This window comes from Micromonospora sp. USAFONa4, assembly GCF_057197825.1.
This window is the reverse complement of the sequence record NZ_CM170072.1, coordinates 5,761,684-5,776,827: the sequence shown is the minus strand read 5'-3', so window position 1 is coordinate 5,776,827 and position 15,144 is coordinate 5,761,684. Positions and strand designations below refer to the sequence as shown.

General features: G+C 73.6%; 13 protein-coding genes. 1 reads left to right on the top strand and 12 read right to left on the bottom strand.

The genetic code is table 11. The features are described 5' to 3' along the window. Nucleotides 1–59: 59 nt before the first annotated feature. From AC0OO9_RS25455 to AC0OO9_RS25435, 5 genes are all read right to left on the bottom strand, one after another. Entirely contained in the window at nucleotides 60–1,682 is a 1,623-nt protein-coding gene (locus AC0OO9_RS25455; RefSeq protein ID WP_484512922.1) for a lipopolysaccharide biosynthesis protein, read from the bottom strand. Next, nucleotides 1,675–2,226 (bottom strand): acyltransferase, encoded by a 552-nt coding sequence (locus tag AC0OO9_RS25450; protein ID WP_484512920.1) that lies wholly within the window; start codon nucleotides 2,224–2,226, stop codon nucleotides 1,675–1,677. The genes AC0OO9_RS25455 and AC0OO9_RS25450 overlap by 8 nt, the downstream gene beginning before the upstream one ends. Before the next feature lie 94 nt (nucleotides 2,227–2,320). Then, a complete protein-coding gene (locus AC0OO9_RS25445) occupies nucleotides 2,321–4,249 on the bottom strand; it encodes a hypothetical protein (RefSeq protein WP_484512918.1) in 1,929 nt (642 codons plus the stop codon). Nucleotides 4,250–4,470: 221 nt separating this feature from the next. Next, on the bottom strand, nucleotides 4,471–6,171 hold the full coding sequence (locus AC0OO9_RS25440) for a CBM96 family carbohydrate-binding protein (RefSeq protein WP_484512916.1): 1,701 nt from the start codon (nucleotides 6,169–6,171) through the stop codon (nucleotides 4,471–4,473). 154 nt (nucleotides 6,172–6,325) lie between these two features. After that, nucleotides 6,326–6,520 (bottom strand): hypothetical protein, encoded by a 195-nt coding sequence (locus AC0OO9_RS25435; protein ID WP_484512914.1) that lies wholly within the window; start codon nucleotides 6,518–6,520, stop codon nucleotides 6,326–6,328. Between the two features lie 83 nt (nucleotides 6,521–6,603). On the opposite strand from AC0OO9_RS25435, the gene AC0OO9_RS25430 reads away from it, so the two are divergent. Further along, nucleotides 6,604–6,801, top strand: a complete 198-nt coding sequence (locus tag AC0OO9_RS25430) for a hypothetical protein (RefSeq protein WP_484512912.1) — start codon at nucleotides 6,604–6,606, stop codon at nucleotides 6,799–6,801. A gap of 10 nt (nucleotides 6,802–6,811) precedes the next feature. Here the strand turns inward: AC0OO9_RS25430 and AC0OO9_RS25425 are convergent, their stop codons facing one another. The 7 genes from AC0OO9_RS25425 to AC0OO9_RS25395 all read right to left on the bottom strand — a co-directional run bounded on the left by AC0OO9_RS25425 (nucleotide 6,812) and on the right by AC0OO9_RS25395 (nucleotide 13,619). Continuing rightward, nucleotides 6,812–7,639 (bottom strand): shikimate dehydrogenase, encoded by an 828-nt coding sequence (locus AC0OO9_RS25425; RefSeq protein ID WP_484512910.1) that lies wholly within the window; start codon nucleotides 7,637–7,639, stop codon nucleotides 6,812–6,814. Further along, nucleotides 7,639–8,844: an endolytic transglycosylase MltG gene (mltG, locus tag AC0OO9_RS25420; RefSeq protein WP_484512908.1), complete on the bottom strand. Its 1,206-nt coding sequence runs from the start codon at nucleotides 8,842–8,844 to the stop codon at nucleotides 7,639–7,641. The genes AC0OO9_RS25425 and mltG overlap by 1 nt, the downstream gene beginning before the upstream one ends. Further along, complete coding sequence (ruvX, locus tag AC0OO9_RS25415) at nucleotides 8,841–9,302, bottom strand: Holliday junction resolvase RuvX (RefSeq protein ID WP_484512906.1); 462 nt, start codon at nucleotides 9,300–9,302, stop codon at nucleotides 8,841–8,843. The genes mltG and ruvX overlap by 4 nt, the downstream gene beginning before the upstream one ends. 73 nt (nucleotides 9,303–9,375) lie before the next feature. Beyond that, nucleotides 9,376–12,054, bottom strand: coding sequence for an alanine--tRNA ligase (gene alaS, locus AC0OO9_RS25410; protein WP_484512904.1), 2,679 nt, complete (start codon nucleotides 12,052–12,054; stop codon nucleotides 9,376–9,378). Then, complete coding sequence (locus AC0OO9_RS25405; RefSeq protein ID WP_132240143.1) at nucleotides 12,051–12,356, bottom strand: hypothetical protein; 306 nt, start codon at nucleotides 12,354–12,356, stop codon at nucleotides 12,051–12,053. The genes alaS and AC0OO9_RS25405 overlap by 4 nt, the downstream gene beginning before the upstream one ends. A gap of 28 nt (nucleotides 12,357–12,384) precedes the next feature. Further along, the gene (locus AC0OO9_RS25400; RefSeq protein ID WP_089000990.1) at nucleotides 12,385–12,846 is read right to left on the bottom strand and encodes a DUF948 domain-containing protein; all 462 of its coding nucleotides are present in this window, start codon (nucleotides 12,844–12,846) and stop codon (nucleotides 12,385–12,387) included. 149 nt (nucleotides 12,847–12,995) lie between these two features. Next, a complete protein-coding gene (locus tag AC0OO9_RS25395) occupies nucleotides 12,996–13,619 on the bottom strand; it encodes a hypothetical protein (RefSeq protein WP_132240211.1) in 624 nt (207 codons plus the stop codon). Nucleotides 13,620–15,144: the final 1,525 nt, after the last annotated feature.

Below are 15,144 nucleotides of genomic sequence, written 5' to 3'. Positions count from 1 at the left end.
GCGGCGCCCGGGCCGCCGCCCGGCTCGGTCGTGGCCGGCGCGCGGGTGACCGGCACGGATCAGCCCCGGCCGCAGCGCGTCAACACGAAGCCGAGCGGGGTGACCCCGGCGGCGCGCAGCCGCTCCACGAGGCGGCGCAGGTCGCCCTGGCGGGTCCGGTCCTGTTCGACCACGACGACCGCCGTGCCCTGCCGGGCGACGGCCACCCCGCGCTCGTCGGACTCCGCTGGCGGGGCGTTGAACAGCACCAGGCTGTGGTCGGCGCCCTGCCGCCAGATGCCGAACCGGACGCTGCCCGCGCCCACGGTCACCGGGTCGGTGCTCGCCGCCTTGCCGTTGCCGCCGGCCGCCGTCGAGGTGACCCGGGGCAGGGTCAGCGTGGCGTCCGGGTCGGTGGACGGGCGGGCGCCGATCGGGTGCGGCGACGGGCGACGGGCCGCGGCCGGCTCCGCGGTGCCGCCGCTCTTGCCGTCCGTCGTCGAGCCGGCCGGCCGGGGCTTCGGGACGAGCGGGCGGGACGGGTCCGCCGCGGCGGGCAGCCGCTCCCGGTCGGCGAGCACGGTGCTGCGCAGCCGGTCGGCGCGCCCGCTGTCGTCGGCGACGAAGACCTCCCGGCCGACGGCGGCCAGCGCCACCGCCAGCCCGGCGGTGATGGCCGTGGGGTCCTCCTCGCGGGCGGTCAGCAGCGACACCCGGGCGGGCTGGCGCACCCGCTCGGCGATGGCCATCGCCACGTACCGGATGTCGGCGTCGACCGCCTCCTTGCCGCCGCGCCACCGGCGGCTGCGGACCGTGCCGAGCAGCGGGAGCCCGGTGGCGTCCCGGCCGTCGTCGACCGACCGGATCCGCCGGTCCATCGACTCCCAGGCGTACGCCAGCACCACGCCGAGCAGCGTCCCGCCGAGCAGGCCGGCGAGCAGGTAGAGCGGGCGGTTGCCGGCGGTGGAGGCCAGGGCCCGCTCGGCGCTCTGGGTGACCCAGCCGGGGTTGACGTCGACGGCGGCGATCTCGGTGCGGGCGGAGTTGAGCTGGGTGAGCTGGTTGTTGATGCCGGTCAGCTCGGTCACCGCGGCGTCGACGGCGCCCTCCCGGGCGTTGTTGACCCGCTTCTGGAGGGCGGCCTGCTGGGCGGCGACCTTGGCGATGCTCTCGTCGTACGAGCGCAGCATCTCCTCACGCTGCTTCTCGTACATCGTGCGGCGCACGTCGAGGTATGCCTGGGCGGCGAGGTTGACGCCCTCGACCGCCTGCTCCGCCGTGGGGGCCTGGTAGACGAAGCGCAGGATCTGCCCGCCGGTGGGCACCTCGACCTCGAGGGCGTCGCGCACCTCGCGCGGGTCCATGTTGCCCGAGTCGGCCAGCCGCTGCACCACGTCGGTGCCCGTGGCGATGCCGCTCTCCACGTTCATGTTCACCGCCCGGTCGGCGGCGGCCCCGCTGGGCGTGAACGCGTCGGTAACGACGGGACGCACCGCCACGACCGCGCTGGCGGACACGGCGGCCGGTACGAGCACCACGTAGCCGAGCGCGGCGAGCAGGCCGATCGCGGCGACGGCCCCGACGAGCCGGATCCGGTGCAGCGGGACGCGCAGCAGGTCGGTCAGCGTGACGGTGCGGCCCGGTGTGCCGCCACCGCTGGCGGGTACGTCCGTGGCCCAGGTGCCTGAGGAAGCGTCAGTCATGGAACTTCTTCACCGTCTGTTGTGGATTTCCAGCGACGACGACCCGCGGCGGCACGTCCGTACGGACCACCGTGGCGGCGCCCACGACACTGTCCCGGCCGATCCGCACGCCCTTCATCACCAGGGCGTGCGCCCCGATCCACACGTTGTCCTCGATCGTGATCGGGGCACGGGTGGCCGGGACGGGCGGGTCGTGCCGCTGCTCGGGGGGCAGGTTGTGGAAGTCGTTGTCCAGCAGCTCGCAGTCCGAGAGCAGGCACCGGTCGCCGATGGTGACCGACGTCCAGGTGCCGATCCAGGTGGCGTTCAACAGGCAGTCGGCGCCGACCCGCACCTCGCCGGGACCGGCGAAGCGGACCAGCTTGTTGATCCGGGTGCGGTCACCGATGCTCACCCGTACGCCCCGGCGCAGCCGGATCCGGCCGCGGATCTCCACGCCCCGACCCAGCGTCAGCCCGGGATAGCGCAGCGTGTACCAGCGGCGCTTGACCGCGAAGACGACCCGCACCGCGAGCCCTCTGCGGTTGCCACCCGAGCCGACCAACGACCCTCCCCACGTCGTGCGGGCCGGCGACGGCTGATCCGTCGCCGGCCCAACGTGAACAATCTACCGATGTTCCGTTACGAACAGTCGACCGTCACTGCACGGAGAAGAAGGTCGACGGCGTTGACCACGTCACGCCGGCGGTCGCCGGGACCACCGTCGCCGTCGTTCCGTCGACCGCCGGGGCGGCCGTCGGGTCGAACGGCACGCTGCGCAGCGTTCCGTCGGTGGCACCGTACACGATCCGGCCGGCGACCCAGGCCATGCCCCGCACGGCCGACCAGGTGACTCCGGTGGTGGGCAGCGTGAACTCGGTGGCGCCGAGGTAGTTGCCGTCGATCTCGAAGTAGCGGTAGTAGAGGCCGCTGGCGCCCGAGCGGGTGTAGTAGAGGCGCCCGTCGAGGTAGAACGCGCCGGTCATCAGCGCCGGGTTGAACCAGTCGTTGTAGCCGGACGCCTCCCACGGGGCGCCGATCGCGCCGCCGTTGAACAGCGAGATGTCGATCCGGCTGCCCGTGGGGGTGCCGGCGACGGTGTGCGACCAGTAGATCCGGTCGTCCACCCGCCAGGTCGCGCCGGCCGCCGTGTAGTTGGGCTGGCTGACCGTGGTCGGGGTGCCCAGGCTGGTCCCGTCGAACGGCACCTTGGCCAGCTCGCCCGCGCCGGTGCCGACGTAGAGGTTGCCGGTGGTCGCGGTCGGCGCGTTCTTCGGGGTGATGGTGCGCCCGCCGGTCAGCGGGAACATCCCGAGCCGGCCGTGGTACTCGTTGCCCATGCCGTCGGAGTTGTGGCCGAAGTAGAGGCCGTCGCTGCCGCGCCAGAGCACCGGCACGGAGGAGCCCCAGTTGCTGGTGCCGGCCGGCATCGACGCGCTGCCGCTGCGGCGGGGGTTCCAGTTGACCGGCATGCCGGTGGCCGGGGTGACCGCGGCGATGCCGAGCCGGTCGATCGCGCCCTTGCCGGCGGTGTCGCTGGCGTTCGGGTTGTTCAGCCAGCGGAAGTGCCCGCCGAGGTAGATGACGTTGTCGGCGACCTCGACGGAGGTGATGGTGTCGTTGCCGGTGTAGTCGACCCAGGTGCCGAGCTGCCCGGTGCCCCGGGCGGCGGTCTCGAAGCGCACCAGCGCGTCGCAGTACGCGGCCGGCCAGCCCGAGCCGCCGTTGGTGCCGACGACGAACCAGCTGCCGTCGCCGCCGAACTTGACGTCCTGCACGTAGTGCACGAAGGTCGCCGGCGACGCGCACGGCGGCACGAACTTCTCCGTGCTCCAGTCCAGCACCGCCGGGGTGCCGGTGAGGTCGACAAGCGCCATCTGGTTGCGCGGCAGGTCGTTGACGAGCGTGAAGTTGCCGCCGACGGCCAGGGTGCCGCCGTCGGGGGCGACGTCGATCGTCCACACGTACGAGGTGGTCCCGTGGCGCCCGACGGTCGCGTCGACGTTGAAGGTCGGGTCGATCGCGCCGGTCGTGGCGTTGAGCCGGCCGAGCCCGGCGTGCGCGGTGCCGTTGAGCCAGTTGAACGCCCCGGCCACGTAGAGCCAGTTGCCGTGCAGCGCCAGGTCGCGCACGGTGCCGCCGTCGGAGCGGCCGACCCAGCTGTCGACGATCGCGCCCGTGGCGGGGTTGAGCGCCACCAGGTTCTTGCGGGAGACGCCGTTGACGTTCTTGAAGGTGCCGCCGACGATCAGCGTGCCGCCGGGCCCGGCGACCAGCGTGTTGACGGCGCCGTCCAGCACCGGCAGGAAGCTGGTCGAGATCGTGCCGGTGGCCCGGTCGTACGCGAAGAGGTAACGCTGGGTGGTCCACGCCGCGCTGGCGGTCTGGCGGATCTGGGTGAAGCTGCCGCCGACGAACACGGTGGAGCCGACCTGCGCGAAGGCGCGGGTCTCGCCGTCCCTGGCGTGCGGTGTGGCGTCGGCCGGATTGGCCGAGACCAGGGTCGCCGGTTCGGGCGCCGGCACCAGGGCGGCGGAGGTCCCGGTGGGGACGGCCAGCACGGCGGCGGCGGTCACGAGTGCGACCACCCCCGCCCGGGTGCGGAGTCCGGCGGTTCGCCGAGAGAGCGGGATGTCGGGCACGCTACGCCTCCATGTCGGGAGAGAACCCGCGTAGCGTGCCTGGTCGACCCAGGCCGGCGATATCCGCCGATTGGGCGGTCACTGCATCAGCAACATGACACCGCACACAGCAAGTCGGATGTCCGACTCGCCCGTATCACTCTGGGGCGAAGTGTGAACGCGCGGTGTCAGCGGGCGCCCCCGGTGGGCTGCCGCAGGTAGCTGTCGCGCCCGGCGCGGGCGAACCCCGCCACCGACGCGGCGTCGTGGTTCATGGTCATGTCACAGGTGTCCGTCCGGCGGGTCATCCCCGGGGAGTTGAAGTAGATCGCCGCCTTGATCTTCGGGTGCGCCTTCAGCGCCGCCGGGAACTCCTCGAACCAGCGCCGCTTCGCGTCCGGGTCGGCCGCGTCGAAGTTGGTGCCGAACTCGGCGAGCATCCGCGGCTTGCCGGCCCCGAGGCGGTTCTCGTCCAGCCAGCGGTAGAAGTTGCCGATGGTGGTGGCCGGGCTCTTCCAGACCTTGCTGCCGTTGCAGACGTGGAAGTTGTACGGGTCGTAGCCCACCCAGTCGACGTACCGGTCACCGGGATAGAGGCCGGCGTAGCGGTCGTAGTGGCCCGACCAGCCCATCATCGTCCACACCCACACCGCGTTGTCGGCGCCCGCCTTGGCGAACCGGTCGTGCACGTGCTGCCAGGCGCGGACAAAGTCGGCGTCGCTGCCCTTGGCCGGCTCGTCCTCCGGCTCGTGGTCGAAGCCCATGAACACGGGCACGCCGGTGTCGCGGATCCGGCCGGCGACCGCGTCGATGGTGGCGTCGTACCGGCCACTGTAGACGTCCTGCCAGGTCAGCACCGTGCCGGAGGAGAAGATCCGCGACTCCCAGGCGAAGAACATCAGCCGACCCTCGCGCATCTGCTGCCGCTGGTAGGCGTCGGGGAAGGCGCCGTTGCTGCCGGCGTTCGAGAAGTCGTGATAGCGGTGCACGATGTCGAACTTGCGCCCGACCTGCGCCTCGACGTCGGCGACCGCGGCGCCGTGGTCCCAGCCGTCACCGGCGCTCGACGGGGAGTACATCCCCCACCAGGCGCCGCAGGAGGGCACCAGCCTGCTCGACACCGCGCCGCACCGGTCCGTACCGGCCGACGGGCTCGCCGACGGGCTCGGGGTGGCGCGGGTGGGGCTGGCGCTGGGCGTCGGCCTCGGCGCGGGGCTCGGCGCGACCGTCCGGCTCGGCGACGGCGCGGCGCTGGTCACCACCGGCGTGGGCCGGGCGCCGACGTCGTAGCGGATCTCCAGGCGCGGGCGCAGGTCGGGGTTGCGGTTCTCCGTCGACGCCCAGTAGATCCGGGTCTCCAGTCCCGTCTGTGCGAGCGAGACCGTGAAGGAGCCGTTGCCCTTCACCAGGGCCGAGACGTCCCACTCGTTGAAGCCCTTCGCCACCTTCGAGACGGTGTCGAGGGCCGCCCCCGGCAGCGCCGGCGTCGGCCGGGCCGCGCGGGCGTCCACCGCGGAGGCGTGCGCGCTCACGGTCGCCGGGAACTCCTGCCACGCGTGCACCCGCAGGGTGGCCCGCACGTTGACCGCCGCCGCCGGCAGGGTGGTCACGGCGAACTGGACGACAGCCTCCCGGCCGCCCCGGGGGTTGCCGTCGCAGCGGGCCGCGCAGGTCGCCAGCGTCGTCTTCGCCCCGTTGTCGCCGTCCTGCGACACCATGGTCGCCGTGGTGTCGGCGGTCGCCGGGATCGACAGGTCGTCGGCGGCCAGCAGCGGCATCGTGGTGGCCACGATGCCGGCCACCACGGTGGCGCCGGCCACGCCGAGGACGACGGCCTTGCGCCGAGGGCCGGCTTGCCGGGTGAGGCGGTGCAGTCCGTGCCGAGCCAAGGTGAACTCCCTGTGTGTCGGGCGGTGACGGTCAGCAGCGTAACCACGGCCACGGCGTGACGTGGGGACGACAGCCGGACCTAAGCGCGTCTTAACCGTCGCCTAAGGATGCCCTGGATGACCACAGGGGACACTCCCGCCCCCGCGCCGGCGGTCAGGCGGCGCGGGCGGCGGCCATCGCGGCCCGGGGCGCCGCGACGCCCGTGAAGTGCGCGAACTGGCCCACCGCGTCGGCCAGGAGCAGGTCGAGGCCGCACGCTTGCGGCGACACACGTGCAGTCGGTCGGTTGCTCTTGTTCATCGGCGGGTATCTGTCGTACGCGGTCGCCGCCATGACCGGTGTCACCATCTGGTCAGGGCAGGAACTCCGACCGTGCGAATCGAAGAAGAGAATCGGGGGCCGCCGAGGTGAGAGAAGCTAGCCGGAACACGATGCAGGCCCGGGGGGCCACAATCCTGGTCATCTCAGCGCTGGTTGCCGTCGGCGCCGGTCTGCTCGTCGCCAGAGCCGACGGCAATGTCACAGCCTATGTCGTCGGTGGAGCACTGCTCGCAATCATGCTCTACATCATCGCCAGCACTGTGATCAACTGGACGAAGGCCACGGCCGGTAAGGACACGTCGCGGTGACGGGCAGCTCTTAGGCGGCGCGGGCGGCGGTCAGGGCGGCGGCCATCGCCGCCCGGGGCGCGGCAACGCCCGTGAAGTGCTCGAACTGGCCCACCGCCTGGGCCAGGAGCAGGTCGAGGCCGGAGACGATCCGGCAGCCGGCCGCCTCGGCCGACGCGGCCAGCGGCGTCGGCCACGGGTCGTAGAGCGCGTCGAAGAGCACCGTGCCGGGCCGCCAGTCCGCCGCGACGGCCAGCGGGTCGGCGACTCCCTTCGGCACGGTCGAGATCACCACGTCGGCGCCGAGGTGGGTCGCCGCGTCGTCGTCCCAGGCCGCCGCGCGCATCGGCACGTCGACGGCGCGGGCCACCGGGCGCAGCTCCTCGACGGCCGCCGGGCGGCGGGCCACCACGGTCACCGCGCGGGCGCCGAGCCGCCCCGCCGCGGCCACCGCCGCGCGGGCGGTGCCGCCCGCGCCCAGCACGGTCACCGTCGCGCCCGGGCGCACCCCGGCGTCGGTGAGCACCTCGACCATGCCGACCACGTCGGTGTTGTCGGCGTACCAGGAGCCGTCCGGTCGGCGTACCAGCGTGTTGGCGGCGCCGACGGCGGCGGCGACCGGCGAGACCTCGTCGGCCACCGCGAGCGCCGCCTCCTTGCCCGGCATGGTCACCGACAGCCCGGCCCACTCCGGGCCCAGGCCGGCGACCACGTCCGGCAGTTCCGCCGCCGCGCACTCGATCCGGGTGTACGACCACCCGGTCAACCCCGCCGCCGCGTAGCCGGCGTGGTGAATCACCGGGGAGAGGGAGTGCGCGATCGGCGTGCCGAGCACCCCCGCACGGCGTGCGGTCGCCATCAGATGATCCCGGCCTCCTTGGCCTTGGCCTCGTTCTTCAGGTGTTCCTCGTAGGTCTCGGCGAACTCGGAGTGCCCCTCCTTGTCGATCGCCACGAAGAAGAGCCACTTGCCGGGCGGCGGGTCCATCGCCCCCTCCATGGCCTGCTTGCCCGGATTGTTGATCGGGGTGGGCACCAGACCCTTGAGCTTGCGGTTGTACGGGTTCTTCGGGTTGTCCAGGTCGGCGGCCGTCATCTGCCCGGACGTCTTGGTCTTCTGCCCGGTCAGCTCCAGGTAGTAGTTGACCGTGACGTCCATCTCCAGGCAGTTGCAGTCGAACTCGCCGAACACCCGGTTGTAGGCCACCCGGGCGACCTTGCCCAGGTCGTCCTTGTTCCCCGCCTCGGCCTGCGCCAGCGACGCCACGATCAGCGCCTCGTACGGGCTGATGCCCCCGCGCTCCTTCTGCACCCGGTCGGCGAACTGCATCTCACCGGTCACGCTGAGGAAGTTCTGGACCATCAGCTCGATGATGGTCTCGGCGGTCGCCTTCGGCGGGATCTCGTAGGTGTCCGGGTAGAGGAAGCCCTCGATCGACGGCTTGACCTTCTTGTTGTCGCTGCGCTTGAACCACCAGTCCGGCACGCCCCGCGCGATGGGGTCCTTCGCCGCCGCCTCGAAGTCCTTCACCGGGATCTTGGTTTCCTTGGAGAGCAACTGGTAGACGTTCTTCGCCGTCCGGCCCTCCGGGATGGTGACCCCGTTGACGATCCGGTTCTTCAGGTCGAGCATCGCGGTGACCGCGCTCTCGCCGCTCATCTGCTTGCGCAGCTTGTACGTGCCCGGCTGGATGTTCTTGCTGCGGGCGTTGCCCTCGGCGGCCTCGATGAACGCCTTGGCGCTCTTCACCACGTCGGCGGCGACCAGCGCGTTGGCCATGTCGGCGATCAGCGCGCCCTGCTTGATCTCGACCGTCACCTCGCCGGTGCCCGCGCCGTCGTAGTCGGGGGTCATGAAGTAGCTCTGGACGCGGTCGAAGCCGTAGAAGGCGCCGCCGCCGATCGCGCCCAGCAGGACGACGGCGAGCAGCAGCGCGAGGACCGTCTTGCCCCGGCCGCCACCGCCGGAGGAGCCCTCCTTGCGCTTGCGCACCGCGCCGCGCCGGTGCTTGCCCTTCTCCCCCCGGTCCTGCTCGTCGAACCCGAGGTCAAGATCGTCCATCATCGCGTCCGCCTCCGCTGCGCGTCCAGCCAGCTCTGCAGAATCTCCACCGCGGCAGCCTGGTCGACCACCGCTCGTTGCCGTTTTCCTCGGACCCCACGCTCGGCAAGCCTACGAGACGCCACGACCGTGGACATCCTCTCGTCGGTGAGCGCCACCGGAACGGGCGCTATTACATCAGCCAGTCGGCCAGCGTACGCCTTCACGTGTACGGCGGCGGGACCGTGCTTACCGGCGAGATTGACCGGAAGGCCGACGACGACCTCCACCGCCTCGTGCTCGGCCACCAGCGCGGCGAGCGCGACGATGTCGGCCGGCACCGCGTCCGGGGCGGCGGTGAGGTCGCGGGCGAGGGTCACCAGCGGGGTGGCCAGCACGCCGTGCGGGTCCGAGCGGGAGACCCCCACCCGGACCTGCCCGACGTCCACCCCGAGCCGGACACCCCGGGACAACCCACTCACGGTCGGTGACTCCCCCTGAAACGACGAACCAGGGCGGACCACGCGGGTCCGCCCTGGCCGCTGCGAGCACGTATCACGCGTCGGCGATCGCCTTCTCGACCGTGCGGAGCAGGTTCGGCGCCTCGGCGGCCGGCAGGCCGCCACCCTGGGCCAGGTCGGGGCTGCCGCCGCCGCGACCGGAGAAGGCCGCCTTGACCAGGTCCGACGCGGCCAGGCCCCGGCTGCGGGCGGCCTGGTTCACCGCGACGACCAGCGAGGCCTTGCCGTTGGCCCGGGCCGCCACCGCGACGACCGCCGGCCGCGCCGGATCGATCTTGCCCCGGACCTCCTGGGCGAGGGTACGCACGTCGTTGCCGGCCGCGCCCTCCGGCGCCTCGGTGCCCACGTACGCGACCCCGCCCACGTCCTTGGCCTGCGCCGCGAGCGCCGCCGCGCCACCGAGCACCAGTTGGGCCCGCAGCTTCTCCAGCTCCTTCTCGGCGTCGCGCAGCTGCGTCACGGTCTGCTCGACCCGGTCGGCGACCTGGTCGTTGGGCACCCGGTACAGCTCGGCGAGGCGGGAGACCAGCAGGTGCTCCCGGGCCAGGAAGTTGAAGGCGTCCATGCCGACCAGGGCCTCGACGCGGCGCACCCCGGAGCCGATCGACGACTCGTTGAGGATCTTCACCAGGCCGAGCTGGCCGGAACGGGAGACGTGGGTGCCGCCGCACAGCTCGCGGGCGTAGTCGCCGACCTCGACGACCCGCACCTCCTCGCCGTACTTCTCGCCGAAGAGCGCCATCGCGCCGATGCGCCGCGCCTCCTCCAGCGAGGTGATGAAGGCGTGCACCTCCAGGTCGGCCAGGAGCACCTCGTTGACCTGCTGTTCGACGTCGCGCAGCACGCTCGGCGCCACCCCCGTCGGGGTGTTGAAGTCGAAGCGCAGCCGCCCCGGGGCGTTCAGCGAGCCGGCCTGGGTGGCGGACTCGCCGAGGAAGTTGCGCATCGTCTGGTGCACCAGGTGCGTCGCCGTGTGCGACCGGGAGATGGCCCGGCGGCGGGTGGTGTCGATCTCGGCGTAGCCGGTCTCCCCCGCCCGCACCTCGCCCCGCAGCACCCGGGCGCGGTGCACGATCAGACCGGGCACCGGCTGCTGCACGTCGAGCACCTCGACCTGGCCGCCGCCGACGGTGATCATGCCGAGGTCGGGCTGCTGCCCGCCGCCCTCGGCGTAGAACGGGGTGGCGTCGAGCACCAGCTCGATCGTGTCGCCCTCGACCGCCGCCTGGCGGGGGCCGTCGACGCCGAGCACCGCCCGCACCGTCGACTCCCGGGACACCTCGCCGTAGCCGGTGAACCGCACCGGGCCGCCCGAGTCGAGCACCGACCGGTACGCCGACAGGTCGGTGTGCCCGGTCTTGCGCGCCTGCGCGTCGGCCTTGGCGCGCGCCCGCTGGTCGGCCATCAGCCGGCGGAAGCCCTCCGCGTCGACCGCCAGGCCCTGCTCGGCCGCGATCTCCAGCGTCAGGTCGATCGGGAAGCCGTACGTGTCGTGCAGCTGGAACGCCTTCTCACCCGACAGCGCCGGCTTGCCGGCCGTGCGGGTCTCCGCGATGGCCGTGTCCAGGATCGTGGTGCCGGCCCGCAGGGTGGACAGGAAGGCGTCCTCCTCCGCGTACGCGTAGTCGGCGATCCGGTCGAAGTCGGCGGCCAGCTCCGGGTACGACGGGGCCATGCAGTCCCGGGCCACCGGCAGCAGCTCGGGCAGCGCCCGCTCCTGCCAGCCCAGCAGCCGCACCGACCGGATCGCCCGGCGCATGATGCGGCGCAGCACGTAGCCGCGCCCCTCGTTGCTCGGGGTGACCCCGTCGCCGATCAGCATCAGCGCCGTACGCACGTGGTCGGCGATCACCCGCAGCCGCACGTCGTCCGGGTGCGACTCGCTGGCGACGTGGCCGGACCGGGCGCCGTAGCGCTTGCCGGTCAGCTCGGCGGCCTTGTCGAGGATCGGCCGGACCTCGTCGATCTCGTAGAGGTTGTCGACGCCCTGGAGGATGGAGGCCATCCGCTCCAGGCCCATGCCGGTGTCGATGTTCTTCGCCGGCAGGTCACCGAGGATCGGGTAGTCCTCCTTGCCGGTGCCCGGGCCGCGCTCGAACTGCATGAAGACGAGGTTCCAGAACTCCATGTAGCGGTCTTCGTCGACCGCCGGGCCGCCCTCGCGGCCGTACTCCGGGCCACGGTCGTAGAACAGCTCGGAGCACGGGCCGCACGGGCCGGGGATGCCCATCGACCAGAAGTTGTCCGCCTTGCCCCGGCGCACGATCCGCTCGGTCGGCACCCCGACCGAGCGCCAGATCTCGAACGCCTCGTCGTCGTCGAGGTAGACCGTCGGCCAGATCCGCTCCGGGTCCAGGCCGAACCCGCCCTGCTCCTGGGACTTGGTGACCAGGTCCCAGGCGAGCGGGATCGCCCCGTCCTTGAAGTAGTCACCGAAGGAGAAGTTGCCGTTCATCTGGAAGAACGTGCCGTGCCGGCTGGTCTTGCCGACCTCGTCGATGTCGGGCGTACGGATGCACTTCTGCACGCTGACCGCCCGCCGGTACGGCGGGGTCTGCTGCCCCAGGAAGTAGGGCACGAACTGCACCATGCCGGCGTTGACGAACAGCAGGTTCGGGTCGCTGATGGCGGGCAGCGGAGCGGACGGCACCACGGTGTGGCCGTTCGCCTCGAAGTGGGCGAGGTACCGCCGCTTGATCTCCGCCGTCTTCATCGCTGGTGTTCCTCCGGAAAGATCTCTCGGTCGCCGATGCGCGGGTCCTCCCGCAGCTCGGCGAACTGGTCGTCGAACGCCTCGCCCTGGGCGAACGCCTCGTGGATCTCCTGCTCGCGCTCGGCCATCGCGATCCGGACGTCCTCCACGAAGCTACGCAGCGACTCCGCCAGCCCGCCAGCGGATTCGGTCACCGTGCTGGCGATGCCGGCCGGGGTGTACGCCTGTGCGGTGCGGGTGGCCTTGCGGACCACCACCACGCCGACGGCCAGCCCGATGCCGAGCCAGAACAACCGCCTCATCTCCGAAGCTCCTCCTGGTCGTGCCGGATCAGCGGTTGCCGCGCTTGGCGGCCCGCCGCTGCTGCTTGATGGTGTCGCGCACCTCGCGCTCGGTCTCGGCGTGCCGACGGGCGGAGGCGGCCTTGCGTACGCCGTAGCCGAAGGCGGCCACCTTGACCAACGGGTTGGCGGCGGCGGCGGAGACGACGGTCGCGAGGTTCGCGACGTTGGCGGTGACGTTCTGCGCGTGACTGGTCATGGTGTCGACCTTGGCGAGCTGGAGGTTGACCCCGTCCAGGGAGGTCTGCACCTGCTCCAGGGCGGTGTTGACGTTCTTCACCGTGGTGTTCACGTCGCCCAGCAGCGGCGCGGTCCGGTCGTTCAGGTCGTTGATCATCCGGGTGGTGGCGTCCACGGTGTGCCGCAGCCGCAGGATGGGCAGCGTCAGGATCAGCACCAGCATCGCGAACGCGATCGCCGCGATCAGCGCCGCGACCTCGAAAAAGCCCACGCCTGTCCTCCTCAAGCAGAGTTCCGGGAACCCGACGCCCCCGGAACGTGCGACCGTCCTGCCCACACCGCCGCCCGGCACCCGCGAGGGGCCGGCGGGGGCTGGCGGTCCGCCAGCCCCAGACCCTACCGTCCGTGATGGAAACCGGCTCAGGACGGTGAGGGTGTCGGCGTCGCGAGCGGATCCTCGCTGACCGTCGGGAAGGGATCCTCCCCGGTGAGTGACGGGTCGGTGGTGGGCTGGGGCCGGGTCCGCTCGTCGTCGATCGCGTTGCGGACCTTCACCGACACCAACGAGCCGGAGCACTGCTCCGCAGCGGTCGCCGGTTCGGGCGACGGCACGACCGCCGGTTCCCCGTCCACCGGCGGCGGCACGCAGGCGGGCTCGCGTACCCACAGGTCGAGGGTCAGCTCGTCCCGGCGCCAGCACGTGTAGCTGCCCTTCGCGGGTTGCTCGGGGCAGCGGGTCACCTTCCACGGCTGCCAGCCGTCGTCGGCCAGCGCCCGCTCGTAGACCTGTGCCGTCTCCGCCGGCGGCCGCTCGGAGGTGGCCGTGCGTTCGCGGAGCCGGCAGTCGAGCAGGCACCACCGGCTGCCGCTGACGTCGTCGACGGTCTGCACCGCCGCCCAGCCCGGCACGTCCAGCTCGTCGAGGGTGTCGAAGACCGGATCGCGGCTGAGCGTACGGATGCCGAAATAGAGCGGGACCGCGCCGAGCAGCACCACGCTGACCAGGGCGAGGATGCCCATCCGCAGCCGTCGCCGCTCACGCATCCGGCGGCGCAGCTCGGACCGCGCGCCGCGCAGCCCGCCGGGGCCGGCCGCGTCGTCGTCCGGCGAATCCGGCTCCGCGGGCCGGCGCAGCGCCGGTCCGTCCGCCGGCTCGACGGGTGGTACGACAGCCGCGGCGGCCCGCGCCACCACCGGCTCGCCCGCGGCCCCCGGCGGTGGCACCGGCGCGACGCCGGACGGCTCGGGCCGCCCCGGCTCGCGGTGCGGCGGGATCGCCCGCCCGGCGGCGCGGTCCTCGGGCCCGGGGCGGGGCACCGGGGCGCCTGCCCGGGCCACGCCGGACGGAGCGCCGGGGCCGGGTCGGGGGCCCGCGCCGGACGTCGGCTCGGGCCGGTCCCGCCCGACAGCCGGCGGCCGGGCGGCACCGGAACCCGCACCGGGCCGGGCCGGGCCCGGCGCGGTGGCGGCCGGGCCGGACGAGGTCTGTTCGGCTCCCCCCGGTACGGCTGGGTGCGTCCCCGGACCGGCGGGGCCCGACGGGCCGGGCCCGGGGCGGCGCGGGCCGGGCGGCGCGCTCAGGTTCGCGGCCGCCGGGGACGGCCCGGCGACGGACGCCGCGCCGGCGGCCCCGGGGGGCGGTGCGACGGGCCGCGCGGCACCCGCCGGGCCGGCGTCGGGACGGGCGGCGCCCCGGACGGGACCTGCCAGGCCAGGATCGGGACGCGCGGCACCCCGCGCCGGACCCGCCAGGCCAGGATCGGGACGCGCGGCGCCCAGGGCAGGACCTGCCAGGCCAGGATCGGGACGCGCGGCACCCCGCGCGGGACCCGCCGGGCCGGCGTCGGGACGCGCGGCACCCCGCGCGGGACCCGCCAGGCCAGGATCGGGGCGCGCGGCACCCAGGGCAGGACCCACCGGGCCGGCGTCGGGACGCGCGGTGCCCCGCGCGGGACCGGCCGGGGGCGGGTCGGGGTGGGGCCGGCCGGCCGGGGTCGGGGCGCCGGGCGGCGGCGGTGCACCGGCCGGCGTGGGGCGGACGGCGCCCCGGGCCGACGGCCCGGGGTGGGGGGTGTCGGCGGGCCGGGGCGGCTCGACGACGGGCCGGACCCGGCCCGCCGGCCGTCCGGGTTCGGTGGCGTCGGTGGGTCGCGGCGGCTGCGCGCCGGGCCGCGCCCGGCCTGCCGGGACGTTGCCGGTCTCGGCGCCGCGCGGCTCCGGCCCGGGCGGCACCGGCGACGGACCGCCCCCAGCGGGCGGCACCGACCGCTTGACCGTCGGCAGGGCGGGGTCGGTGTGATGTGCCCGGCCGGCCTGCCGCAGCCAGTCGGCGGGGCGCTCCGGTCGGCCGGCCCGGGAATCACCAGGCCGGCGGCGCCCCGCTTCCCCGTCGGCCGGGCGCGGCGGGTTCTCCGCCTCGTCCGGGGCCGCGGGGCCGCCGGGGGGTGGGACCACCCCGACGTCCGCACGGCGCGCGGGGGGCTGACCGCCGCCCGTGACGCGTCCGGCCCGGCCGGAGGTCTCGTCGTCGCCGGCCGCACGCCGGCCCCGACCCGTGACCTCGACATCG

What these genes read in the sequence shown, in the direction of transcription:
- AC0OO9_RS25455 (WP_484512922.1), bottom strand. Translation starts at nt 1,682, where the DNA reads ATGACTGACGCTTCCTCAGGCACCTGGGCCACGGACGTACCCGCCAGC.
- AC0OO9_RS25435 (WP_484512914.1), bottom strand. Translation starts at nt 6,520, where the DNA reads ATGGTGACACCGGTCATGGCGGCGACCGCGTACGACAGATACCCGCCG.
- AC0OO9_RS25430 (WP_484512912.1), top strand. Translation starts at nt 6,604, where the DNA reads ATGCAGGCCCGGGGGGCCACAATCCTGGTCATCTCAGCGCTGGTTGCC.
- AC0OO9_RS25425 (WP_484512910.1), bottom strand. Translation starts at nt 7,639, where the DNA reads ATGGCGACCGCACGCCGTGCGGGGGTGCTCGGCACGCCGATCGCGCAC.
- mltG (WP_484512908.1), bottom strand. Translation starts at nt 8,844, where the DNA reads ATGATGGACGATCTTGACCTCGGGTTCGACGAGCAGGACCGGGGGGAG.
- alaS (WP_484512904.1), bottom strand. Translation starts at nt 12,054, where the DNA reads ATGAAGACGGCGGAGATCAAGCGGCGGTACCTCGCCCACTTCGAGGCG.
- AC0OO9_RS25405 (WP_132240143.1), bottom strand. Translation starts at nt 12,356, where the DNA reads ATGAGGCGGTTGTTCTGGCTCGGCATCGGGCTGGCCGTCGGCGTGGTG.
- AC0OO9_RS25395 (WP_132240211.1), bottom strand. Translation starts at nt 13,619, where the DNA reads ATGCGTGAGCGGCGACGGCTGCGGATGGGCATCCTCGCCCTGGTCAGC.